Genomic DNA, 22,368 nt, shown 5'->3' on the forward strand with positions numbered 1-22,368 from the left:
ATCTTCACATTCGCTAGCTCGACACCCGAGCCATCCGCCTTCACGCGAATTTTGACGTTGTAATCAACGACCCGCTTGATGGGCACCAGCAGTTTCATAAAGAATCTCCTAAATCGTCAGCAGAGCGTGCGAAAACGCTCGACCATCACATCGAGGACCCCGCCGGGGTCCCGTTTCCACCAGGTGTTCGCGGAAAAGATTTCGACCTCGCACGGCCCCGCATAGCCCGCGCCCTCGACGCTGGCGCGGATCGCCTTCAAATCGGCGACGCCGTCGCCCATCATGCCGCGGTCGAGCAGCACGTCGCGCGTATCGGCGAGCCAGTCGCACAGGTGGTAGCCGAAAATCCGGTCCTTTCCCGCGCGCTGCAACTGGGCGTCGAGGTCCGTGTCCCACCAGACATGGTAGACATCGACGGCGATGCCGAGGTTCGGCGCGCCGACCGTTTCGCAAAGATCGACGGCATCGCGCACCGTCGTCAGGCACGAGCGGTTGCCGGCGTAGACCGGGTTGAGCGGTTCGAGCGCCAGCTTGACACCCCGCTCCGCCGCATAGGGCGCGATCGCGGCGACACGGTCGGCGACGATCTTGAGGCTTTCCGCCGTGCCCCTGGTGCCCGGATGCACGCCGCCGACTACGATGGTCAGCACCTCTGCCCCAAGCCCCGCCGCCATGTCGATGGAGGCCTTGGCCTCATCGATCACCGCGACCCTGTCCACCGCCTCCGTGCCGACGAGGAACGGCGTGCGGCAAAGCCCGGCGACGGAAAGACCCGCCGCCCGCGCCCGTTCGCCGATCTCCACCGACCGCGCGCCGATTTCCCGCCGCCAGAAGACGATGCCGCCGAAACCGCGCGCCGCGCAGGCATCGATCACCCGCTCCGGCGACCAGCCCGCGCCATGGCCTTCGAGATTGTGCCCGAGGCTCGCGGTGTTGAGCGCAAGCGCCGAATGGTCGCTGGAAAAATCCCGCATCGCCTAGACCCCGTAGAGCGCGAGCAGCTTCTTCATGCGCTCCACGGCAAGCTCCGGATCACGCAGCAGGCCGCACTGGTCGGCATGGCGGAAGAGGTCCACGAAATAGGGCAGCGGCCGCATGGCCTGCGCGCCGTTCAGCATGATGAAATGGTCCTGGAACCCATTGAGCCAGGCAAGGAAGACGACGCCCGTCTTGTAATATTGCGTCGGCGCGCGAAAGATCAGTCGGGCGAGCGGCACGGTCGGATCGAGCGTCGCGCGGAAGCCGGCCTTGTCGCCCTCGCCCAGCCGCTCCACCGCGTAAGCCGCGGCGGGCGCCAGCGGATCGAAGATGCCGAGCAGGGCATGGGAAAAGCCCTCTTCGTCGCCCTCGATCAGTTCGGGATAGTTGAAGTCGTCGCCCGTATACATTTTGACGCCCGCCGGCAGGCGGCGGCGCATGCGGATTTCCTTCTCCTTGTCGAGAAGCGAGATCTTGATGCCATCCACCTTGGCCGTGTTTTCGCCGATGACGGCGAGCGCCGTCTGCATGGCGGGGTCGAAATCCGCGCTGCCCCAGTAGCCGGCGAGCTGCGGATCGAACATGTCGCCGAGCCAGTGCAGGATCACTGGTTCGTCGCAGGCCGACAGCACGTCCGAATAGATTTTGATATAGTCCTCCGGCCCCTTGGCGGCGCGCACCAGAGCGCGCGAGGCCATCAGGATGATGCGCCCGCCGAGCTTCTGGATGGCGTCGGCCTGCTCCAGATAGGCGCGGCGCACGGCGTCGAGGCTGGTCACCGTCGCGGGGTCGAGATGGTCCGTACCGCAGCCATTGGCGACCAGCGCGTCCGGCAGCTCCTCGCGCGTGCGGCGGATGAGCTCCAGCGCGCCCGGCCAGTCGAGGCCCATGCCGCGCTGCGCGGTGTCCATCGCCTCCGCAATGCCGAGGCCGAGGCCGGCGAGGTAACGGCGGAACTCCATGGTCTTTTCCCAATCGACCGTGGCGCGGCCGGAGGGATCGTTGGCGGTGAAGGGATCGGCCACCACATGGGCGGCAGAATAGACGGTGCGGGCCGGGTTCCTGCCGAGTTTGGCCGCGGCGATCGGCTGGCCTGTCAGGGTGTAATCCGAGAGGCGGCCGGCGGTATCGGGAAGCGCGATGTTCATCAAAAAACCCTCAGAAGCGCGGGACGAGCATGCCGGCATCCGCCGGGATGGTGAGGCCGGTGGTGTAGGGAAGCCGCCCCGACGCAAGCGAGGCGACCAGCGTGCCGATATCGTCGGGCTGGCCGACGCGGGGAAACAGCGTCAGGCCCTGCTCCGCCCGTTCGCGATAGGCATCGATGACCGGCGCGGTCATCTCGGTGGCGATGAGGCCCGGCTGCACGTCATAGACGGCGATCTCCTCGCGCCCGAGCCGCACGGCAAGCGCCTTGGACACCATGGCGGCGGCGGCCTTGGAAGCGCAATATTCCGAGCGCTGCTCGGCCACCGCGACGGCATTGGACGAGGTGATATTGACGATCGAATGGAAGAGCGGCGGCCGCTCGCGCGCCAGCAGGCGGCGGGCGAAGGCCTGGCTCAGGAAGAACAGCGCCTTGGCATTGACGGAAAAGCAGCGGTCCCAGCTTTCCTCCGACACGTCCATCATGTCGCCACGCTGGAGCACGCCCACGCCGGCATTGTTGACCAGCGTGGTGAGCGGGCCGAGCTTTTCCTCAATGGCGTCGAGCGCGGCTTCGTGGCCAGCGATACTGGTAACGTCGAAGGGGGCGGCAACGACCGGCACGCCCAGCGCTGCAATGCGCGCGACGGCCGCCGACAGTTCCTCGTCCTCGGCCGGGCCGTTGATAGCGACGGCAAAACCCTGGCCTGCGAGTGCTTCGGCCACCGCCAGCCCGATGCCGCGCGACGAGCCGGTGACGAGCGCGACCGGCCGGGCGCTCATGCCCGCGCACCCTTCTTCAAGAGTTCGCGCGCGATGATCATGCGCTGGATCTGGTTGGTGCCCTCGTAGATCTGCGTGATCTTGGCGTCGCGATAGAGCCGCTCCACCTCGAAACCGCGGATGTAGCCCGAGCCGCCAAAGACCTGCACGGCATCGGCGGTGCGCTGCACGGCCATGTCCCCGGCAAAACATTTGGCAATCGAGCAGGCCTTCGTCGCGTCCGCGCCGGAATCGATCTTCGAGGCGGCGGAATGCACGAGCAGGCGCGCGGCCTCGATATCCTTCGCCATGTCGGCGAGCAACCATTGCACGCCCTGGAAATCGGAAATCGCCTTGCCGAACTGTTTTCGCGTGCCGGCATAGTCGAGCGCGGCTTCCAGACCCGCCTGGCCGATGCCGACGGCAAGCGAGGCGATGCCGACGCGGCCCTTGTCGAGCACCGACATCATCATGTGGAACCCGCGGCCTTCCGTGCCGAGCAGGGCGTCGGCGGAAAGGCGCACATCGGCGAAATTCAGCGCGCCGACCTGGCTGGCGCGCTGGCCCATCTTGTGTTCCTTCGGGCCGCGCTCGACGCCTGCCGCATGCAGGTCGACGATGAAGATCGACATGCCGCGATTGCCGGCATCCTTATCGGTGCGGGCAAGCACGAAGCCGTAATCGGCGACCGGCGCATTGTGGATCCAGATCTTGCCGCCATCGAGCCGCCAGCCGTCGCCGTCGCGCACCGCCGTCGTGCGGATGCCCGAAACATCGGTGCCGGCCTCCGGCTCCGTGATGCAATAGGCGACCTTGGCGCGCATGCCGAGAATGTCGGGAAGCAGCGCCTGCTGGCGCTCCGTGCCGTGGCGCACGAGCAAAGTCGAGATGAGCTCGACCAGGCCGCACTGGTCGGCGACGGAGGCGTAGCCGCGGCTGAGCTCCTCCATCACCAACGCGTAGGTCAGCGTATCGAAGCCCGGGCCGCCGAGCGCCTCCGGCACGCCGATGCCGAACAGGCCGAGCTTGGCCATCTCGTCATAGAGGGCGGCGGGGAAACTCTCCTCGCGGTCCAGTTCCTCGGCCAGAGGGCGGATCATTTCATCGGCGAAGGCGCGCGCCATGTCGCGCACCTGCTCCTGCGTTTCCGTGAGATACATCGGCTTCGTCTCGCTTCTAGTAACTATCTGGTTACATACATGTGACGGATGCACGACGTCAAGCCGGAAAAATTTCCAAACGTGCACGAACCTGCTTGCACAGGGGGTTGGGCCGTGCTTACTATTCACCATACGGTTACTTATGGAGGATAAGTATGCACGCGAGCGACAAGCGAAAATTCGGCCGCACGGATATCGAGGTCACCAGCTTCGGCTTCGGCACCGCCCCCCTCGGCAACATTTTCCAGGAGATCGACGAGGCGACGGCCGCGGCCATGTTCGAGCATGCCTGGGATGCGGGCGTGCGCTTCTTCGATACCGCGCCGATGTATGGCCATGGCCTGGCGGAGCTGCGCACCGGCCATGCGCTGCGCTGGAAGGAGCGCGACGATTTCGTGCTCGCCTCGAAGGTCGGCCGCCTGCTGCGCCCGGCGCGGCGCGAGACGATCGACTTCGCGCCCTGGAAGAACGCCGCGCCCTTCACCATGCATTTCGACTATAGCTACGACGGCACGATGCGCGCTTTCGAGGACAGCCTGCAACGGCTGGGGCTGGAGCGCATGGAGATGTGCTTCATCCACGACATCGACGTTTTCACGCGTGGTGACGCGCAGCCGGAGGTGTTCGAGCAGGCGATGGATGGCGCCTGGCGGGCGCTTGAAAAGCTGCGCTCGGAAAAGCTGGTGAAGGCGATCGGCGTCGGCGTCAATGAATGGCAGGTCTGCCATGAGGCGCTGAAGCGCCGCGATTTCGACTGCTTCCTGCTCGCTGGCCGTTATACGCTGCTGGAGCAGGAAGCGCTCGATGCCTTCCTGCCGCTCTGCGAGGAACGCGGTGCGGCCGTCGTGGTGGGCGGTGGTTTCAATTCCGGCATCCTCGCTACTGGTGCGAAGGAAGGCGCCAAGTATAATTATGCCCCGGCGCCCCGCGAGATCCTGGAAAAGGTCGCCAAGATCGAGGCCGTCTGCGCCGAACATGGCGTGCCGCTGGCCGCCGCCGCCCTGCAATTCGTCGTCGCCCACCCGGCAGTGCCGTCCTTCATGGCGGGTACGCGCACGGTGGAGCAGCTGGACCAGAACCTTGCCTGGTTCTCGCACCCGATTCCCGGTGAGTTCTGGGCGGATCTGAAGCGCAAGGGCCTGTTGCGCGAAGACGCGCCGGTGCCGGCCTGAGCCTGCCGCCCGCGCTGCCTGGCGGCGCGGGCCTCCTGTCTGCTAAAACGCTGGCGCCCGCTTTTCCCGATAGGCGGCAAGGCCCTCCGCGAGGTCCGCCGATGCCGCAGCCGCAGCACCTGCCAGCGCCTCGACGACACGCGCATTCTCTTCGCCCTCTGCGGCGTTGATCAGCATTTTCGTGAGCTCGGTGGCGCGCGGCGCGCGTTGCAGCACGCGCTGGGCGGCGGCCTCCGCCGCGGCCGGGCCTTCGCCCGTTGGCACGACCTGGTCGACCAGCCCGAGCGCCAATGCCTCATCCGCCGAAAAGACTTCGCCGAACAGCGCCATGCGGCGCACCAGCGACGGCCCGAAACGCCGCGCGGCGCGCTGCGTGCCGGACCAGCCGGGAATGATGCCGAGGCCGGGCTCCGGCTGGCCGATCTTTACATGGGCTTCCGCGATGCGCAGGTCGGCGCAGGCGGCCAACTCCAGCCCGCCGCCGAGCGCGTGGCCGTTCAGCACGGCGATCAGCGGCACGGTGAGGCGCGCCAGCGCATCGAAGGCGTCGTGCCCGTCGCGCAGCCAACGCCGCGAAAACGCCTCCGCATCGAGGCTGCTCCAGTCCGCGATATCGCCGCCCGCCGAGAAGGACCGCGCGCCCTCGCCGGTCAGAATAGCGACGCGCGCCTCCGACCGCTCGATATCCCGGCAGGCCTGCAAAAGCGCGTCGACCATTTCGGCGTCGATGGCGTTCAGTTTTTCCGGGCGGCGCAACGTCAGTCTGGCGATGCGGTCCTCGACGACGAGCGCGATGCGCGGGTCGCTCACAGGGCGAGGCCCATGGTCTCGGCGCGGAACAGCGCGTCGTCCATGGTCTTCAGCGTCTCGGAGACCCTGAGCGGCGTGGCCGCCTGGTCGAGCACATCGCGCTGGAGATCGAGGCCGGGCGCGATTTCGGTGACGACCAGCCCGTCCGCTTCCAGCCGGATGACGCAGCGTTCCGTGACATAGGTAATGTCCTGCCCCTGCGCGCGGGCGCGTTTACCGGAAAAGCTGACCTGGTCGACCTTCGGCACGATCTTGGCGATGCGGCCCTCCTTGTCGATGACCAGCCGGCCATCCTCGATGTGCATTTTCGCGCCCGCATTGAAATTGCCGGAGAAGACGATCTTTTTCGCCCGCGCCGTGATGTCGACGAAGCCGCCGGCGCCGGCGGTGCGATGCGGTGTGGCCGCCAGCCGGCTGACATTGACCGAGCCTTCGGCGTCGATTTCCAGGAAGGACAGCAGCGAACAATCGAAGGCGCCGGCCTGGAAGTAACAGAACTGGTGCGGCGAGGCGACGAAGGCCTCCGCATTGGAGGCGCAGCCGAACTTGAAATCGAGCAGCGGCACGCCGCCGACGGCGCCTTGCTCGATCACCCAGGTGATCTTGCCGTGGTGGCCTTCCTCGATGAGGATGCGCGGCACATTGGCCGAAATGCCGAAGCCGATATTGACCGCCCAGTCCTCCTTGAGCTCCCGCGCCACGCGCCGCGCAATGACCTTGCCGACATCGAGCGCTGGCAGGCGGAAGGTGTCGAGCGGGCGGAAAAGCTCGCCGGAAATCGCCGGATCATAGGGCGTCGCCGTCGTCTGCAACTGCTCCGGCGCCTCCACGATGACATCGACGAGAATGCCGGGCACGCGCACGTCATGCGGCCGGAGCGAGCCGCTGGCCGCCACGCGCTTGACCTGCGCGATGACGAGGCCACCGGAATTGCGCGCGGCAAGCGCCATCTCCATGGCACCGAGGGTGGCACCCTCCTGCTCGAAGGTGAGGTTGCCCTTCTCGTCGGCGGTCGTGGCGCGGATGATCGCGACATCCGGCCGGATAGCCGGAAAATGCAACCAGTCCTCGCCGGCAAATTCGACGCGCTTGACGAGCGGTGCGGCCCGCGCGCTGGCATTCATCGCGCAGCCGTCCTGATCGGGATCGACGAAGGTTTCCATGCCGACCTTGGTCAGTACGCCCGGCCGCTTGGCCGCACCCTCGCGCAGCATGTCGAAGACGATGCCGGAGGGCACGTTCCAGGCGGCGAGTTCTTCCTTGAGGATCATCTGCCAGATCAGCGGCGGCTCGGCATTGCTCGGCCCGGAGGGATAGGAGCCGCCGATGATCTTTTCCAGCATGCCGGGCTTGGCGATGTGGTCGACGCCTTTGGTGCCGAAGAAATCGCCGGCCGCGATCGGGTGGACGGAGGTCAGCCCGCGCGGATGACCCTCGCGATCGAAGCGCTCACCGAGCGCTTTCAGCACGGCATCCGGGCAGCACAGGCCCGAGGAAGAATTGACGGCGACGACCGCGCCATCCTTGACGAGCCTGGCCGCCTCCTCTGCCGTCTTCACCTTCTTCATGGCCGAATCCTCCGATCTCCATTGCATTAAGTAACTAACTAGTTATACATTAAGCACGGCCGGAGCAATCGGGCAAGCAAGATTTTCGCGCCCGCACCGCCGGCGCATCGACCAGCCAAGGAGGAGGCATGAACATCTATTTCCAGAAGAGCTTTCAGCGCGGTTTCGGCACCTATCCGCTGAAGGGAGACGACCTGCGCGCCGCCGTGGACGCAGCCCTCGAAGCCGGCTACCGCGCGTTTGACACCGCGCAGATGTATGGCAACGAGGCCGAGACCGGGGCGGCCCTTGCCGCCGGCGGCGTCGCCTGCACCGAGCTTTGCATCACCACGAAGGTGCATCCGGACAATTACAGCGCGGAGAAATTCATCCCCTCGGTGGAGGCGAGCCTCGCGGCGCTGAAGCTCGACCGCGCCGATGTGCTGCTGCTGCACTGGCCGCCGGCCGATGGCGACGTCGCCCCGTCGCTGCGCCTGTTGCAGGAGGCCCATGACAAGGGCCTGGCGGGCGCGATCGGCGTGTCGAACTATACGGCACGCATGATGCGGGAGGCGAAAGCGGTCGTCGATGTGCCGCTCGTCACCAACCAGGTGGAGTTCCACCCGCTGCTCGACCAGAACAAGCTTCTCGCAGCCGCCACGGAGACCGGCATTCCGCTCTCGTCATACGCCTCGGTGGCGCGCGGCGAAGTCTTCAAGCACGGGCTTTTCGCCGAGATCGGCGAAGGTTACGGCAAGTCGGCCGCCCAGGTCGTGCTGCGCTGGATCCTCCAGAAGGGCGTGCCGCTCAACACCATGTCGACCAAGCCGGCAAACATCCGGGCGAATTTCGAGATCATGGATTTCACCCTCTCCTCCGTCGACATGGCCCGCATCGACACCCTCAACGCCACCGGCTACCGCATCATCAAGCCGGGGCTGCTGCCTTGGGTGCCTGAGTGGGATTGATTAAAAAAGGGCGGCCACCGTGCCGCCCTCACTGTGCAGCGAGCCTCGCCCCACCCTGCGTCATGCTCGGGCTTGAGCCGAGGATCCATGCATCACCCAAGGGGTGGATGCTCGGGTCAAGCCCGAGCATGACGGAGGAGTGGTTTGGCGCCTTTGGCCAACGAACTCAGCGCATGTGGACCAATGATTTCAGGGCGGCCACTGTGCCGCCCTTTGCTGTGCAGCGAGCCTTGCCACACCCTCCACGTCATCCTCGGGCTCGACCCGAGGATCCATTTGGCACCCGGGGCGTGGATGCTCGGGTCGAGCCCGAGCATGACGGAGGAGAGGTTTGCGGCTTTTGGACCAATGAACTCAGCGCGTGGGGGGCCAATGAATAAGGGCGGCCGTTGGGCCGCCCTTTTTTGCTTGGGAGTTAAACTGGATCAGGCATTGCCGCGGATCATGTCCGCCGCCTTCTCGCCGATCATGATCGTTGCTGCATTGGTGTTGGAGCCGACGAGGCTGGGCATGGTGGAGCTGTCGCAGATGCGGATGCCGTCGAGGCCGTGCACGCGCAGTTGCGGATCGACCACCGACAGGGCGTCGCGACCCATCTTGCAGGTGCAGGTCGGGTGATAGGAGGTGCGGCCGAACTGGCGGGTATAGGCGACGTAGTCCGCTTCCGTGCGCACGCTTTTGTCCGGGAAATGCAGGGTCTTGATGTATTTCTGCAAGGACGGCTGGGCGAAGATTTCCTGGCTGATTTTAACACCTTCGACCGAGATCCTGATGTCGTCCGGATCGCTCAGGAAATTCGGGTCGATGACCGGCAGCGCGCGCGGATCGGCCGAGCGCAGCGTCACCGTGCCGCGCGATTTCGGGCGGAGCGTATAGGAATTGAGCGTGATGCCGGAAGAGCCCTTCGGTACGCCGGGAACGCCCGCCTCGGCGCCCGCGCCAGCGAGGAAATGGAATTGCAGGTCCGGCGTCGGGCTCGCCTTGTCGCCATACCAGAAGGCGCCGCCCTCCACCACGTTCGAGGTAATAGGGCCGGAGTTGAACAGCGTATATTGAATGCCCGCCCAGATCGACCAGTGCAGCTTGTTGTACTTGTCCAGGCTGTCGTGGTTCTTCAGTTCCGCGACGATATCGACGCCGAAATGGTCCTGCAGGTTCTGCCCGACGCCGGATAGGTCCTGCACCACATCGATGCCATGGCTCTTCAGCATGTCGGCCGGGCCGATGCCCGAGAGCATCATCAGCTTCGGCGTGCCGATGGCGCCGGAGGTGACCAGCACTTCGCTTTCGGCCCGCGCCGTCCGGCGCTTGCCGTCCACCTCGAAATCGACGCCCACGGCGCGGCGGCCTTCGAAGACAACGCGCAGCACCAACGCGCCCGTCACGACCGTGAGGTTCGCGCGCTTCAGGGCCGGGCGCAGATAGCCGACGGCGGCCGAGCAGCGGCGGTTGTCGCGCGTCGTCGTCTGGTAGACGCCAGCGCCTTCCTGCACCGGGCCGTTGAAATCCGGATTGTAGGGGATGCCGAATTCCTGGCAGCTCTGCACGAAAGCGCGCGTCATGCGCTGCGGTTCGGGAATGTTCGAGACGCCGAGCGGGCCATCCGTTCCATGCCAGGCGCCGGAAAGGATGGAATTGCCCTCCGAGCGCAGGAAATATTTCTGGATGTCCCTGAAGCCCCAGCCTTCCGCGCCCTCCTCCACCCAGCGGTCGTAATCGCCGGGCACGCCGCGGGTGAAAACCTCGGCATTGATGGAGGACCCGCCGCCGAGCACCTTGGCCTGCGCGTAGAGGATTTCGCGGTTGTTGGCGTGTTTCTGCGGCGCGGTCTTCAGGCCCCAGGTGAGCGGCCCCGTCGTCATCTTGGCGAAGCCGACGGGCATGTGGATCAGCGGATTGGTGTCACGCCCGCCCGCCTCGATGAGGCAGACGCGCGCCGACGGGTTTTCGGAAAGCCGCGCCGCCAGCACGCAACCCGACGTGCCGCCCCCGACGATCACATAGTCGTAGCCCTCTGCCATCATGCGATCCAATGCGTGCGCTTGCCGATCTCGATATGAACGGATTTCACCTGCGTGTACTCCTCCACCCCGTAGACGCCCGCCTCGCGGCCCCAGCCGGACTGCTTGAAGCCGCCGAGCGGCATTTCGGGACCGCCCGCCATGATCGTGTTGACCCAGAAGCGCCCGGCGCGAACCCGGCGGCTCACCGTCAGCGCCTTATCGATATCCTTCGTCCAGACGCTCGCCGCAAGCCCATAGACCGTATCATTGGCAAGCTGGATGGCTTCTTCCACCGTGTCGAAGGGCATGGAGCACAGAACGGGGCCGAAAATCTCGTCGCGGGCGATCGCCATGTCGCGCGACACACCGGAAAACAGCGTCGGCGCGATATACTGGCCGCGGCCGAGATCGACCGGCCCGCCGCCGGCGAGCAGCGTGGCGCCCGCCGCCTTGCCCTTGGCGATATAGTCGAGGATCGTGGCGTTCTGCGCTTCCGTGGTGATCGCGCCGACCTGCGTCGCCTCGTCGAGCGGATCGCCGACGCGGATCTTGGCCATCTTCTCCACCAGCAGCTTCTCGAACTCGGCGGCGACGGAGCGCTCGACGATGAGACGCGAAGAAGAGACGCAGCACTGCCCGGTGTTGAAGCTGATGCCGAAGGCGGCGCCGTCGGCGGCGTCCTCCAGGTTGGAATCGGCGAAGACGACGATCGGGTTCTTGCCGCCAAGCTCCAGGCCGAGCTTCTTGAAATTGCTGTCGGCGGCGGCGTGCACGCAGGAGCGGCCGACCGCCGTGGAGCCGGTGAAGGACAGCATGTCGACGTCCGCGTGCTCGGACAGCGCCTGGCCGATGGTGCGGCCGGAGCCGGTGACGACATTGTAGACGCCGGCAGGCAGGCCCGCTTCCGCCAGCACTTCGGCGAGCAGCAGCGTGGTGGCGGCGGTGACTTCCGAGGGCTTCACCACCATGGTGCAGCCGGAAGCGAGGATGAAGGGCACGCGCTCGCAGAGAATGAGGAACGGGAAGTTCCACGGCGTGATGAGGCCGACGACGCCGATCGGCTCGCGCAGCACCATGCCGAAGAGATCGTCGCCCAGCGAATTGAAGCTGTCGCCGTGCAGCAGGCGGGCGGCACCGGCGCCGACCTCGAAACAGGCGATGCAATGGTCGATCTCGCCACGCGCCTGGGAAATCGGCTTGCCGTTTTCCAGCGCCTCCCAATAGGCGATCTCGTCGCGGCGGCGGCGCAGCACTTCGGCGACGCGGAGTAGCACGCTGCCGCGCGCGGCACCCGAAAGGCCGGACCAGCGGCGATCCTCGAAGGCGCGGCGGGCGGCGGCGACGGCGCCGTTGAGGTCGTCGACCGTGCAGCGCACCGTGCGGGTGACGGGCGTGCCGTGGCCCGGCGAGGCGCGCTCGAAGTGCTCCGCGCCGTCCCTCCACTCGCCATCGACGAAGAAGCCGAAGGTGCGCGCTGCGGTCGGGGGCGAAAGGAACGGGGTCTTCTGGTCCATGGGATCCTCCACTTCGATTGTTTATGCCGCGATGGCGATTTGCGTCTTCAGGTCTTGCGGTCGGTCGGCCAGCGTCTCGAAAGCCTCCTGGATCCGCTCCAGCGGATAGCTCGCCCTCGTGAAATCCTCCGTCCGGAAACGGCCATGCGACAGCAGCGTCAGCGCGTCGTGCATGTCCTCGCCCATGCCGGCGACGGAGCCCTTCAGGCTGCCCTCCTCCAGCACGGTCTTGAGGATATCGACCGGCACGGTGTCGCCCGGCGGCGTGATGCCGAAGAAGGCGACATGGCCGCCGCGGCGCGCGAGGTCGAAGGCCTGCTCGTAGAGCCTTTTGTTGCCGACGCTTTCGATCACCAGGTCCGCGCCGCGCCCGCCGGTCATCTCCAGCACGGTCTCTCTCAGAAGGCTCGGATCGGACACGGCGGCATCGGCCCCCGCCTCGATCGCCATGCCGCAGCGTTCGGCCGAAAGGTCGGTGACGATGATCGGGGCCGCGCCGGTGAGGCGCATCATCTGCACGTGCAGATTGCCGATCGGCCCGGCGCCGAAGATGACGACCGACTGGCCGAAGGTGGCCTTCGCCTTGCGCGCCGCGCGAACGACGCAGGCGACGGGCTCGGTGAGCGCCAGTACCTCGTCGGCGATATCGCCCGTGACGGGGATTGCAAGCCGCGCGGGAACCGCGACGAATTCGGCGAAGGCGCCGTCGCGGCCGATGCCGACCTGGGTGACCTCGGCGCAGTTCAGCACCTCGTTGCGGTGGCAGAAGAAGCAGGTGCCGCAGCCGAGATTGATATCGACCACCACCCGCGCGCCGATGTCGAGGTGGCGCACATTGGCGCCGTGCTCGAAAATGGTGCCGCAGAATTCGTGGCCGGGGATGAGCGGCAGCTTGTCGGCGGCGTAGTGGCCGTTGAAGATATGGATGTCCGTGCCGCAGATGCCGGTGCGCGTCACCCGCACCAGCACATCTTCCGGGCCGATGGCCGGCACGGGGACGTCGCGCAGTTCGAAGCGTTTCGGGGCGGTCAGCACGGCGGCGCGCATGGTGGTCATGGCCGGTCCCTCACTTCACGGTGCGCAGCTTGGCGCGGTCGATGGTGAGCGCGATGGCGACGATCAGCACGATGCCGAACACCATCTGCTGGCGCGTCGCGTCGATTTCGAAATAGAGCATGGAGGCGCGGATGACGGCGACGATGAGCGTGCCGACGACGGTATTGACCACCCCGCCGACGCCGCCCGTCAGCGGCGTGCCGCCGACCAGCACCGCGACGATGGCGGGCAGCAGGAAGCCGTTGGCGATGGTCGGCGCGCCGCCCGAGAGTTTCACCGCAAAGAGCAGGCCGGCAATGGCCGCGAGCGCCCCGGAAATCGCAAAGGCAAGAATCTTGTAGCGCGCGACGTTGAGGCCCGAGGCCGCCGCCGCTAGCTCGCCGGCGCCGACCGCTTTGAGCGCCCGCCCGAGCGTCGTTCGCCGCTCGATGAACAGGCAGATGGCGACGAGCACCGCGGCGATCAGCAGTTCATGCGGCACGCCCCAGGTGCGGCCGATCATCCAGCCAAAAGTCTCGTTGCGCTGGACGGCATCCATGTTGAGCGCGCGCTGGCCGGAGAGCCATTGCGCAATCGAGAAGGCAACGCCGCCGATCGCGAGCGTCGAGATGAAGGACGGCACGAAAAGCCGGGTCGTCACATAGCCCGACAGCATGCCGAGCAGGAAGCCGGCCGCCACGCAGAACACCGCGACCCAGGCGCCCATCGAGGCGAGATAGACGGATGCGATGACCGTCACCATGTTGGCCATGGACTGGGCGGACAGGTCGATGCCGCCGATATAGATGGCGAAGGTCAGCCCGAGCGCCATGATGAACAGCGGCACGATATCGCCGGCAAGGCCGAGCAGGTTGGACGGGCGCAGGAAGCCCGGATCGGTGAAACCGACGATCGCGACGAGCACGACCAGCGTGATCCAGGGCAGGTGCGGTTTGAGGCGCTGAATATCCATTGGTCCCTCAGATCATGTAGTGCAGGAGGTCGTAGGGCGTGGGCTTGGCGCCCGGCTCGCAGGCGAACTGCTTCTGGATGCGACCGTCCTTGACGACGATGATGGTGTGCGACAGGCCGATCGCCTCTTCGAGCGTATCGGCGACGAGCACGATGCCGACGCCGGCCGCACTCATGGCGCGGATCATGTCGTAGACGTCTTCCTTGGCGCCGATGTCGAGGCCGCGCGTCGGGTGGTCGAGCAGCATGATGTCGGAGCCGCCGGAGCGCCATTTCGCGAGCACCACCTTCTGCTGGTTGCCGCCGGAAAGATTGCCGCAATCGGCGAATTCGGAATGCGCCTTGATCGAAAGCTTCTTGATCCAGTCACGCGCCAGCGCCCGCTCTTCGGCCACGCGCAGCACGCCGCCGCGCGAATGGTTCTTCATCTGCGACAGCGTCATGTTCTCGTAGACATTCATGCCGGCGACGATGCCCTCGACCTTGCGCTCGCGCGGCACATAGCCGACGCCATGGGCGACCGCGTGGCGGGGGGAATAGCCGGCCGCGTCCTCGCCCTTGATGCGAAGCCGCCCCGTCGTTGCCGACAGCATGCCGTAGATCGTGCGCAGGATCGCCTCGCGGCCGGAGCCCTCCGTACCGACCAGACACAGCACCTCGCCGGCATGCAGCTTCAGCGAAATGTCCTGGATGCGGCCGGGCAGGCCGACGCGGTCCATCTCGACCAGCACTTTCGAGGCGTCATAGGGCGCCTGCAGGTGCTCGCGGTAATATTGCTTGTCGACGTTGCGGCCGACCATCTTGTGCTGGATGGCTTCCGCCGTCGCGCCGCCCCGCGCCACCACGTCGACCACCGCGCCGTCCTTCATGACATAGATCCGGTCCGACAGGTCCATCACCTCGTCCATGCGGTGCGAGACGAAGATGAAGGAGGCGCGCGTGGTCAGTTCCCGCACCAGCTTGAACAGAAGCTGCACCTCTTCCTTGGAGAGAACCGAGGTGGGCTCGTCGAGCAGGATGACGAGGTCGCCCTTCACCCGCTCCTCCAGTGTCAGCACCTTGGCAAGCTCGACGAGCTGGCGCTGCGCAAACGAGAGTTTCGAGGTCACCATGCCGGGATCGATATCGAGCTTCACCTTGGCGAGCTGGGCTTTCGCGGCCCGCGCCATCGCCTTCCAGTCCACCACGCCGAAGCGCACGAACTGCTGCTCGTAGCCGAGGAAGATGTTTTCCATGACGGTGAGGTTGGGGATGAGCGACTGTTCCTGGAACACCATCCCGATGCCCTTTTCCATCGCCTGGCGCGGATTGGCAAAACGCACCGGCACGCCCTTGATGAGGACCTGGCCGCCATCTGGCTGGTAGGCGCCGTAGATGACCTTCATCAGGGTGGATTTGCCGGCACCGTTTTCGCCGACCAGGCCGACGATCTCGCCGCGCTCGACATGGAAGTCGATGGCCTTCAGGGCGTGGACGCCGGGGAATTTCTTGTCGACGGCTTTGAGCTGATACATGGCGCGCGCCTCACTTCACGAAGGAAACCATCTTGCGGTCTGTCGACAGCACGACGGCAACGATGACGAGCAGGCCCAGCACCCCGTCCTGGACGAAATCCGGCAGGCCGATGACGACCATGCCATTGTCGATGACGCCGACGATGAGCACGCCGACCAGCGCATTCCACACGCCGCCGATGCCGCCCCACAGCGCCACGCCGCCGACGACGACGGAGGTGATGGAGACGAACATGAAGTTCGATCCGGTCACCGATTCCGCCTGCCCGATACGGGCGACGACGAGGATGGCGGCGATGGCATAGAAGACGCCCGCCAGCGCAAAGCCCGTGACGCGCACCCGGGTGACGTTGAGGCCGGAGGCATGCGCCAGGTCCTCGCCGCCGCCGACGGCGTAGAAATTGCGGCCGAGCGTCGTGTGCGTCTGGATGAACCAGGCGACGAAGAGGAAGAAGGCGGCGATGTAGACCATCAGCGGGAAGCCGAGCCAGCGCACCGTGAGCAGCCCGCGGAACGCCGCGTCGCTGACCTTCACGATGTCGCCGCCGGTGAGCAGGATGGCAGCCCCCGTGCTGACGAAGCCCATGGCGAGGCTTGCCATGAAGGAGGGTATCCTGAGCTTCACATGCACCAGCCCGTTCAGGAGCCCGATCGCGCCGCCGAGGACGAGGACCAATGGAATGGCGATCCAGCCCATGCCGCCGAGTGACCCGCCGAACTGGGCGAAGATGAAGGCGAAGGCGACCGCGGTCAGCGAGATCGTGCCCTCCATCGAAAGATCGATCGATCCCATGACGATGATGAAGGTGACGCCGACGGCGACCATCAGCGCGGGCGCCGAGGCGATCGCGATACGCGCGAAATTCCGCAGCGAGAAGAAGGTTGGATTGAGCGCCGTGAAAAAGATCACGAGCGCCAGCAGCACCAAGAGCGGCGCCCACTTGATCAAGGTTTCGCGCGATAGGCGACGTGTCACGTCAGACACCCCTCTTCCCGATGAGATTTAATGTAAGAAAAGTGGCGGCAGCGCTTGGGGCTGCCGCCGGGCCTGCTCAGGCCTTGTACTGGATCTGGCCGTTCGACGGCCCCCAGAAGTCCTTCCAGTCGTAGACCGGCACGGAATCGAGATATTTCGCCTTGAATTCCGCGGCATCCTTGGCCGTAACGAGGATCGTCGGACCGTAGAATTCGCGGTGTTCCTTCGGCTCTTCGGAGGGTTTGAAGCTGCCGATGGCGGCATGGTAGGCGAGCGCTGCGCTGATGCCGCCGCCCCAATGGGGATTGGTGAAGACGGTGGCGAGCAACTGGCCGTCCATGACCATTTGCACGGCTTCCGGATTGCCGTCGTAGGCGACGATCGGCATGTCCTCGATGCCTTCTGCCCGCAAGGCTTCGATGACGCCATAGGCGATGTTGTCATTGGCGCAGTGCACGCCCTTGATCTTGTCGCCATAGCGCGTGAGGAACGAGGCCATCAGCGCCGCGCCCTTCTGGGTGTCCCAGTCGGCCGGCTGCGCGTCCAGCAACTCGATCTTCGGGAAATCCTTCAGCGCATTCTTGAGGCCGTTGAGGCGCTCGACGGCCGGGTTGTTGGCCGCGATGCCGCCGAGATGCACGACGCCGCCCTCGCCGCCCATCGCCTCGAAGAGGATGCGGGCGGTCTGTTCTGCCGGCTGCTCGTCCGACCAGGTCATGTGCGAGACGTAGTTGTCGCCGAAATCCCACGGATGCAGGTCGTCGGTCTTGTTCCAGATGGTCGAGATATAGGCGCCGGCCGCCTGCACGGCTTCCACGACGGGGCGCGCATTTGGGCTGTCATTGGCGTCGCAGGCGATGGCGCAATTGCCGTTGTTCTTGGCGAGGAACGCCTTGATGTCGGCAAGCGACTTTTCCGTCGAGCCCTCGTTGATGAGGCTCACCAGCGCGCTCTTCGGCTTGCCGAGCGATTCCACGAAGGCCTCGCCGCCGGCGATGACCGAGTTCCAGTAGGCCGACGCCCGGTCGCGGTAGCTCCAGGCAATCGCCGGGTCCGTCAGGGCGGCATGTGCCGCGCCGCGGCCCAGCAGGCCGGGTGCCGCGACGGCGCCGAGGCCGGCGGCGGTCGCCAGCAAGAAGTTGCGACGGCTGACCGTCTCCCGCTCGATGAAATCCTTGATAAAGGTCGACATAGGTTCCTCCCGATTCCCCAATTGAAACGCTTCCCGCGCCGCGGCCGGCTCGACGGACCCGAAGGGGGCTTCCGGCTTTCGCCTGAAGTGCCCCGGAGCGTCTCTCACGCCACTTAACGCACTAACTAGTTACTTCTTTAGTTTCCCCCAAGTCAAGTGGTTTTCAACAGCCGCGCGCCGGGCAATCGTCGCGACCCGCTTTGACGGACGGCGATCTGTACGTGTATGAGTTGCAGGCAAGACATCCCGACTGCGCAAAGGACAGGCCCCGAGCATGACGAGCGAACAGACAGAAAAACCGGTCCGCAAGCCGCGCATCCGGGACGCGGAAGCCACCAAGGCGCGCATTCTCGACGCGGCGAAAAAAGAGTTCGCAAAGAATGGCTTGGGTGGTGCGCGGGTGGACGACATCGCCGAAAAGGCGAAGGCCAACAAGCGCATGATCTACCACTATTTCGAGAGCAAGGAGGGCCTGTTCCAGACCGTGCTGGAAGAGGTCTATCTCGACATCCGCAGCGCCGAGCAGAAGCTCCACCTGGAGGATCTCGACCCCAAGGCGGCGCTCGAAAAACTGGTGCGCTTCACCTGGGAATATTACCTGAAGAACCCGGAATTTCTGACGCTCGTCAACAGCGAGAACCTGCACCGCGGCAAGCACCTGAAGAAATCGGAGATCGTCAAGGCATCGAGCCGCAAGCTCGTGAGCATGGTCGATATGCTGCTGGAGCGCGGCATCCGCGAGGGCGTTTTCCGCGAGGGCGTCGACCCTGTGCAGCTCAACATCACCATCGCCGCGGTCAACTACTACTACCTGACCAACCGCTTCACCGGCTCGATCATCTACGACCGCGACCTGATGGCCAGGGACGCGCTGGAAGGCCGCATCCACTTCAACATCGAAACGATCATGCGACTGGTGTGTCGCTAGTTTTCTGAGGGGGCGGGCAGCACCGGCCCGCCCCTCTCATCGGTGGATCAGTCGGCGTTGCCCGACTGGCGGGCAAGCTCGGCGAGCTTGACCTGCACCAGCAGCGACAGCTCGTCATAGACGTTCCACTCGTCGACGATCTTGCCGTCCTTGTAGTGGAAATGCGTCATGCCCATCACCTGCAGGCGGGCGCCGGTCGGCTCGCCGAGTTCCTGCAATATGCCGTAGCCGAGGTGGTGGCCTTCCATCAGCCAGCGCACCGCGACCTTGGTGCCGCCCTCCTCGCAGGGGTTGGAGCAGATGTGCTGCGCGGTGAACGCGGCATCCGGGATCGAGCCGATCAGGCCGAGATGCTGGTGCGTCACGGCGGCGATGCCGTAAAGCTCCTTCATCAGCGGCCCGTGATACTGGCAGGTTGGCGCGTAGACATCCTTGATGCGGCCGAACATGCGCCCGTTGAACATCTCGTGCAGCCAGCGCAGCGTGTGCGCCTCCAGATCATTATGCGCGATCGAGACGTCCGCTTCCGCTTCCGGCGGATATTGCCCGAGCAGCCGGCGGTTCTCGCCGATATCGAGCGACAGCAGGCCCTTGTCGAAGGAGGACTTTGCGAGCTTTTCGGCAAAGCCGTGCGGATCGAGGCCGAGCTGCTTGATGATCGCCATCGTATCGGCCACCACCCATTCCCGGTAGATCTTGTTGCGGTGGATCATGCAGTCGGCGATGGTGCGCGAGACGAAGGTGCGCCCCGTCGGCTGGCCGTAATGGCCGAACTGCGTGTGCCGGCCCGAGCCGGTGACGAGATGCGAGGTATAGAACCCCTCGACATCGTTGCCGCGCCACAGAACCTGGGTCGCCATGCCGCGCCGCTCCGGCAGCGAGACGAGCCGCTGGATCGTGTCGCGCACCACGTCCTCGCGATTGTAGATCGTGCCGAGCGTGCCGTAGAGCACGCAATTGTGCGTGTAGTGCGAATAGATCAGGCCGATGTCGCGCTCGTCCCAGATCCGGTGCGTACAGCGCACGATGTAATCGACGATGTCGGTATAGATCTCGTCGAACCCTTCTAGCGACTGGCCGCGCGGGCGGCCGACGGGCGCAAGCTCGGTATAGTCGCGGCGCTCGACCTGCAACACCTGTTCCACCGGTTCCTTGCGCTGGCTCTGCGCCACGGTTTTTGCGCCCTTGGCGTCGTCCTCGCTCATGACATGTCCTTCCATTCGATCCTGTCGGGGTTACGATAGAGTGTTCAGCCAGCGCCGCAGATGGTGCGCCATGGCCTCAGGGTTTTCCAGCGGTGCGAAATGTCCGGCATCCGCGATGAGATGAAGTTGCGCGCCCGCAATGCCGGCCGCAATCTCGTGCTGCGCCTCCAGCGGGCAAACCTGCTCCTCGGCGCCCGCCAGCACCAGCACCGGCTGCCTGATGGCGGCAAGCCGCAGCCGGCTGTCAACGCGGTGAATGGCGACCTCCGCCTGCTCCGCCAGCCGGTCCGGCCCGCAGTCGCGCGCCATGGCGACGATCGTCTCGCGCAGGCCGGCATTGTCGACATTGCCCGCGGCGACCAGCCGCGGCCAGGCATCGAGGATGAAACCATCCATGCCGTTTTCCCGCGCATCCGAAACCGCCTTGCGCCGTACCGCCGCATTGGCCGGCGGGTCGGGTCGCGCCGTCGCATCGATCAGAGCAAGCCCGCCGATGCGCTGCGGCGCGCGGGCGACCATTTCGAGCGCGCAGATGCCGCCCAGTGAAAAGCCGGCAAGCAGGAAAAACGGCGGCGCAACGGCAAGGATCACCTCGGCGAGATCGGGCATGGTTGTCGCCCCGCCCATGTCGCCGATCAGCACCGGATAATCGCCGAGCCTGTCGATCAGCGGCGCGAACACCCTGGCATCACAGGCGGTGCCCGGCAGCAGCAGGAGCGGTGGGCGCGGGTCGTTGGTCGTCGGAACGGCAGTCATCGTCAGGGCATCCGAAGCATCGCCATCACCCTCCTTGCCCGCCCCAAATGGAGCGTGAAACGAGTTTGTGACGGCCTGTTGGAAAAAAGACTGGCAGATTTTGAATACGTATGCAATAGGATTTGTGCTCGATCATTTCGAACACCCGGGACACAGTTTCCCGGCGGAGCCGCAAGGGTTTCGCCGACAGGAAAGCCGTGCCCGCGCACCATCAGGCTCAGTGGAGAGACAGGCCATGACCAGCAAGGAAACGCCGATGAAGGGCGTGCAATACGTGAAGGCACCCGAACGCGACTCGATCGGCGACAACGCCTCGGTCGAAACTTTGGTGGCGCAGATCATCGCCGATGTGCGCGAGCGGGGCGACGCCGCCGTGCGCGACTATTCCGTGAAATTCGACAAGGCCGAGCTCGCCGCCTTCGAGGTGACGCCGGAGGAGCGCGAGGCGGCGCTTGCCGAACTCGACCCGCAGACCCGCGCCGACACGGAATTCGCCATCGGCAATGTGCGCAAATTCGCCGAGGCGCAGCTCGCCACCATCCTTCCGCTGGAAATCGAGCTTCGCCCCGGCCTGCATCTCGGCCACCGCGTCATCCCCATCGAGCGCGTCGGCTGCTACGTGCCGGGCGGGCGTTATCCGCTGCTCTCCGCACCGATCATGACCATCGTGCCGGCAAAGGTCGCCGGCTGCGACGAGGTGATCGCCTGCCTGCCGCCGAATGCGCATCGCGCGATGATCGCCGGCTGCCACCTGTCGGGTGCCGACCGCATCTTCCGCATCGGCGGCGCGCAGGCGATCGCCGCCATGGCCTATGGTACCGAGACCGTGCCGGCCGTGCACAAGATCGTCGGCCCCGGCAATGCCTTCGTCAACGAGGCAAAACGCCAAGTCTTCGGCCCCGTCGGTATCGACCAGCTCGCCGGCCCCTCGGAAATCTTCATCGTCGCCGACAAGACCGGTGACGCCGTGATGATCGCCACCGACCTGCTCGCTCAGGCCGAACACGACATACGCACCCGCGTCGGCCTCATCACGACCGACCGCGCGCTGGCCGAAGCGACGCTCAAGGAAGTCGAGCGCCAGTTGTTGGATCTCTCGACCGCCCCCGTCGCCGGCCAGGCCTGGCGCGATTATGGCGAGATCGTCGTCTGCGACGACGAGGCGGCCATGATCGCCTATTCCGACCACATCGCCGCCGAACATCTCCAGGTTCACACGCTCGACCCGCAGGCAACGACGAAGAAGCTGCGCAACTACGGTTCCCTCTTCATCGGTGAGCTCGCCAGCGTCGTCTATTCCGACAAATGCTGCGGCACCAACCACACGCTGCCGACCATGGGCGCCGGCCGCTACACCGGCGGCCTCTGGGTCGGCGCCTACGTCAAGATCGCCACCCACCAATGGCTCGACGAACGCGGCGTCGCCGCCGTCGCCCCACCCGCCACCCGCCAGAGCGCCAGCGAAAGCCTCGAAGGCCACCGCCGCGCGGCACAGCTCAGGCTTGATCGGTTGCAGAAGGCCTGAAGCTTCTCTGCCCCACCGTCCCCGACGGCACGGTGGCCGCACCCCCCTCATCCCGGCGCAACAAGTTGCGCCTTAACCCTTCGGGTCACCTTCTCCCCGCGGGGAGAAGGGAAAACGAGAGGCCGGCGATCCTCCCCTTCTCCCCCACGGGGAGAAGGTGCCGGCAGGCGGATGAGGGGGTTTTCTCGACGGTTCGGGCTGCCTC

The 22,368-nt window shown here is 65.6% G+C and carries 19 protein-coding genes and 1 pseudogene; 4 read left to right on the forward strand and 16 right to left on the reverse strand.

The features are described 5' to 3' along the window. The 5 genes and pseudogenes from AC1Q6Z_RS34440 to AC1Q6Z_RS34460 all read right to left on the reverse strand — a co-directional run. A pseudogene (locus AC1Q6Z_RS34440) lies at nucleotides 1-98 on the reverse strand (electron transfer flavoprotein subunit beta/FixA family protein); the annotation flags it as partial. An 18-nt stretch (nucleotides 99-116) separates the two neighbouring features. Continuing rightward, complete coding sequence (locus AC1Q6Z_RS34445) at nucleotides 117-974, reverse strand: sugar phosphate isomerase/epimerase family protein (RefSeq protein ID WP_492650654.1); 858 nt, start codon at nucleotides 972-974, stop codon at nucleotides 117-119. A gap of 3 nt (nucleotides 975-977) precedes the next feature. Beyond that, nucleotides 978-2,129 (reverse strand): dihydrodipicolinate synthase family protein, encoded by a 1,152-nt coding sequence (locus tag AC1Q6Z_RS34450; RefSeq protein ID WP_492650655.1) that lies wholly within the window; start codon nucleotides 2,127-2,129, stop codon nucleotides 978-980. Between the two features lie 7 nt (nucleotides 2,130-2,136). After that, nucleotides 2,137-2,907 carry a 3-ketoacyl-ACP reductase gene (locus AC1Q6Z_RS34455; RefSeq protein WP_492650656.1) on the reverse strand — a complete coding sequence of 257 codons (771 nt, stop codon included), beginning with the start codon at nucleotides 2,905-2,907 and terminating at the stop codon, nucleotides 2,137-2,139. After that, entirely contained in the window at nucleotides 2,904-4,046 is a 1,143-nt protein-coding gene (locus AC1Q6Z_RS34460; protein ID WP_435268085.1) for an acyl-CoA dehydrogenase family protein, read from the reverse strand. Before AC1Q6Z_RS34460 ends, AC1Q6Z_RS34455 begins: the two co-directional genes overlap by 4 nt. A gap of 155 nt (nucleotides 4,047-4,201) precedes the next feature. Between AC1Q6Z_RS34460 and AC1Q6Z_RS34465 the strand changes: the two genes are divergently transcribed. Next, a complete protein-coding gene (locus AC1Q6Z_RS34465; RefSeq protein WP_492650657.1) occupies nucleotides 4,202-5,218 on the forward strand; it encodes an aldo/keto reductase in 1,017 nt (338 codons plus the stop codon). A 42-nt stretch (nucleotides 5,219-5,260) separates the two neighbouring features. Here AC1Q6Z_RS34465 and AC1Q6Z_RS34470 read toward each other — a convergent pair whose 3' ends face one another. Together AC1Q6Z_RS34470 and AC1Q6Z_RS34475 are read right to left on the reverse strand one after the other, a co-directional pair. Continuing rightward, nucleotides 5,261-6,028 (reverse strand): enoyl-CoA hydratase/isomerase family protein, encoded by a 768-nt coding sequence (locus AC1Q6Z_RS34470; RefSeq protein WP_492650658.1) that lies wholly within the window; start codon nucleotides 6,026-6,028, stop codon nucleotides 5,261-5,263. Continuing rightward, nucleotides 6,025-7,596, reverse strand: coding sequence for an acyl CoA:acetate/3-ketoacid CoA transferase (locus AC1Q6Z_RS34475; protein WP_492650659.1), 1,572 nt, complete (start codon nucleotides 7,594-7,596; stop codon nucleotides 6,025-6,027). Before AC1Q6Z_RS34475 ends, AC1Q6Z_RS34470 begins: the two co-directional genes overlap by 4 nt. A 128-nt stretch (nucleotides 7,597-7,724) precedes the next feature. On the opposite strand from AC1Q6Z_RS34475, the gene AC1Q6Z_RS34480 reads away from it, so the two are divergent. Further along, nucleotides 7,725-8,543 (forward strand): aldo/keto reductase, encoded by an 819-nt coding sequence (locus AC1Q6Z_RS34480; RefSeq protein ID WP_492650660.1) that lies wholly within the window; start codon nucleotides 7,725-7,727, stop codon nucleotides 8,541-8,543. Nucleotides 8,544-8,968: 425 nt separating this feature from the next. Here the strand turns inward: AC1Q6Z_RS34480 and AC1Q6Z_RS34485 are convergent, their stop codons facing one another. From AC1Q6Z_RS34485 to AC1Q6Z_RS34515, 7 genes are all read right to left on the reverse strand, one after another. Further along, nucleotides 8,969-10,564 carry a GMC family oxidoreductase gene (locus AC1Q6Z_RS34485; RefSeq protein WP_492650661.1) on the reverse strand — a complete coding sequence of 532 codons (1,596 nt, stop codon included), beginning with the start codon at nucleotides 10,562-10,564 and terminating at the stop codon, nucleotides 8,969-8,971. Further along, nucleotides 10,564-12,060, reverse strand: coding sequence for an aldehyde dehydrogenase family protein (locus AC1Q6Z_RS34490; RefSeq protein ID WP_492650662.1), 1,497 nt, complete (start codon nucleotides 12,058-12,060; stop codon nucleotides 10,564-10,566). Before AC1Q6Z_RS34490 ends, AC1Q6Z_RS34485 begins: the two co-directional genes overlap by 1 nt. Nucleotides 12,061-12,081: 21 nt before the next feature. Beyond that, nucleotides 12,082-13,116, reverse strand: a complete 1,035-nt coding sequence (locus AC1Q6Z_RS34495; RefSeq protein ID WP_492650663.1) for a zinc-dependent alcohol dehydrogenase — start codon at nucleotides 13,114-13,116, stop codon at nucleotides 12,082-12,084. Nucleotides 13,117-13,126: 10 nt separating this feature from the next. Then, nucleotides 13,127-14,068 carry an ABC transporter permease gene (locus AC1Q6Z_RS34500; RefSeq protein ID WP_256120361.1) on the reverse strand — a complete coding sequence of 314 codons (942 nt, stop codon included), beginning with the start codon at nucleotides 14,066-14,068 and terminating at the stop codon, nucleotides 13,127-13,129. A 7-nt stretch (nucleotides 14,069-14,075) separates the two neighbouring features. Beyond that, the gene (locus AC1Q6Z_RS34505) at nucleotides 14,076-15,581 is read right to left on the reverse strand and encodes a sugar ABC transporter ATP-binding protein (protein ID WP_492650664.1); all 1,506 of its coding nucleotides are present in this window, start codon (nucleotides 15,579-15,581) and stop codon (nucleotides 14,076-14,078) included. A 10-nt stretch (nucleotides 15,582-15,591) separates the two neighbouring features. Next, a complete protein-coding gene (locus AC1Q6Z_RS34510; protein ID WP_492650665.1) occupies nucleotides 15,592-16,557 on the reverse strand; it encodes an ABC transporter permease in 966 nt (321 codons plus the stop codon). Between the two features lie 76 nt (nucleotides 16,558-16,633). After that, nucleotides 16,634-17,749: a sugar ABC transporter substrate-binding protein gene (locus tag AC1Q6Z_RS34515; RefSeq protein WP_492650666.1), complete on the reverse strand. Its 1,116-nt coding sequence runs from the start codon at nucleotides 17,747-17,749 to the stop codon at nucleotides 16,634-16,636. 274 nt (nucleotides 17,750-18,023) lie between these two features. On the opposite strand from AC1Q6Z_RS34515, the gene AC1Q6Z_RS34520 reads away from it, so the two are divergent. Then, complete coding sequence (locus AC1Q6Z_RS34520; protein ID WP_492650667.1) at nucleotides 18,024-18,677, forward strand: TetR/AcrR family transcriptional regulator; 654 nt, start codon at nucleotides 18,024-18,026, stop codon at nucleotides 18,675-18,677. A 47-nt stretch (nucleotides 18,678-18,724) separates the two neighbouring features. On the opposite strand, the gene AC1Q6Z_RS34525 is transcribed toward AC1Q6Z_RS34520, so the two are convergent. Then, nucleotides 18,725-19,882, reverse strand: a complete 1,158-nt coding sequence (locus AC1Q6Z_RS34525; protein ID WP_439617146.1) for a nuclear transport factor 2 family protein — start codon at nucleotides 19,880-19,882, stop codon at nucleotides 18,725-18,727. Nucleotides 19,883-19,912: 30 nt separating this feature from the next. Then, a complete protein-coding gene (locus tag AC1Q6Z_RS34530) occupies nucleotides 19,913-20,638 on the reverse strand; it encodes an alpha/beta fold hydrolase (protein ID WP_492650668.1) in 726 nt (241 codons plus the stop codon). Between the two features lie 235 nt (nucleotides 20,639-20,873). Between AC1Q6Z_RS34530 and hisD the strand changes: the two genes are divergently transcribed. Further along, nucleotides 20,874-22,163, forward strand: a complete 1,290-nt coding sequence (gene hisD, locus AC1Q6Z_RS34535; protein WP_492650669.1) for a histidinol dehydrogenase — start codon at nucleotides 20,874-20,876, stop codon at nucleotides 22,161-22,163. The last annotated feature ends 205 nt before the right edge of the window (nucleotides 22,164-22,368 follow it).

It is taken from the genome of Shinella sp. GW835-FHT14H05 (assembly GCF_058793575.1).

Bases quoted from the DNA above. Each gene is read 5' to 3' on its own strand.
- AC1Q6Z_RS34445 (WP_492650654.1), bottom strand. From the start codon at position 974: ATGCGGGATTTTTCCAGCGACCATTCGGCGCTTGCGCTCAACACCGCG.
- AC1Q6Z_RS34455 (WP_492650656.1), bottom strand. From the start codon at position 2,907: ATGAGCGCCCGGCCGGTCGCGCTCGTCACCGGCTCGTCGCGCGGCATC.
- AC1Q6Z_RS34460 (WP_435268085.1), bottom strand. From the start codon at position 4,046: ATGTATCTCACGGAAACGCAGGAGCAGGTGCGCGACATGGCGCGCGCC.
- AC1Q6Z_RS34465 (WP_492650657.1), top strand. From the start codon at position 4,202: ATGCACGCGAGCGACAAGCGAAAATTCGGCCGCACGGATATCGAGGTC.
- AC1Q6Z_RS34475 (WP_492650659.1), bottom strand. From the start codon at position 7,596: ATGAAGAAGGTGAAGACGGCAGAGGAGGCGGCCAGGCTCGTCAAGGAT.
- AC1Q6Z_RS34480 (WP_492650660.1), top strand. From the start codon at position 7,725: ATGAACATCTATTTCCAGAAGAGCTTTCAGCGCGGTTTCGGCACCTAT.
- AC1Q6Z_RS34485 (WP_492650661.1), bottom strand. From the start codon at position 10,564: ATGGCAGAGGGCTACGACTATGTGATCGTCGGGGGCGGCACGTCGGGT.
- AC1Q6Z_RS34490 (WP_492650662.1), bottom strand. From the start codon at position 12,060: ATGGACCAGAAGACCCCGTTCCTTTCGCCCCCGACCGCAGCGCGCACC.
- AC1Q6Z_RS34495 (WP_492650663.1), bottom strand. From the start codon at position 13,116: ATGACCACCATGCGCGCCGCCGTGCTGACCGCCCCGAAACGCTTCGAA.
- AC1Q6Z_RS34500 (WP_256120361.1), bottom strand. From the start codon at position 14,068: ATGGATATTCAGCGCCTCAAACCGCACCTGCCCTGGATCACGCTGGTC.
- AC1Q6Z_RS34505 (WP_492650664.1), bottom strand. From the start codon at position 15,581: ATGTATCAGCTCAAAGCCGTCGACAAGAAATTCCCCGGCGTCCACGCC.
- AC1Q6Z_RS34515 (WP_492650666.1), bottom strand. From the start codon at position 17,749: ATGTCGACCTTTATCAAGGATTTCATCGAGCGGGAGACGGTCAGCCGT.
- AC1Q6Z_RS34520 (WP_492650667.1), top strand. From the start codon at position 18,024: ATGACGAGCGAACAGACAGAAAAACCGGTCCGCAAGCCGCGCATCCGG.
- AC1Q6Z_RS34525 (WP_439617146.1), bottom strand. From the start codon at position 19,882: ATGAGCGAGGACGACGCCAAGGGCGCAAAAACCGTGGCGCAGAGCCAG.
- AC1Q6Z_RS34530 (WP_492650668.1), bottom strand. From the start codon at position 20,638: ATGACTGCCGTTCCGACGACCAACGACCCGCGCCCACCGCTCCTGCTG.
- hisD (WP_492650669.1), top strand. From the start codon at position 20,874: ATGACCAGCAAGGAAACGCCGATGAAGGGCGTGCAATACGTGAAGGCA.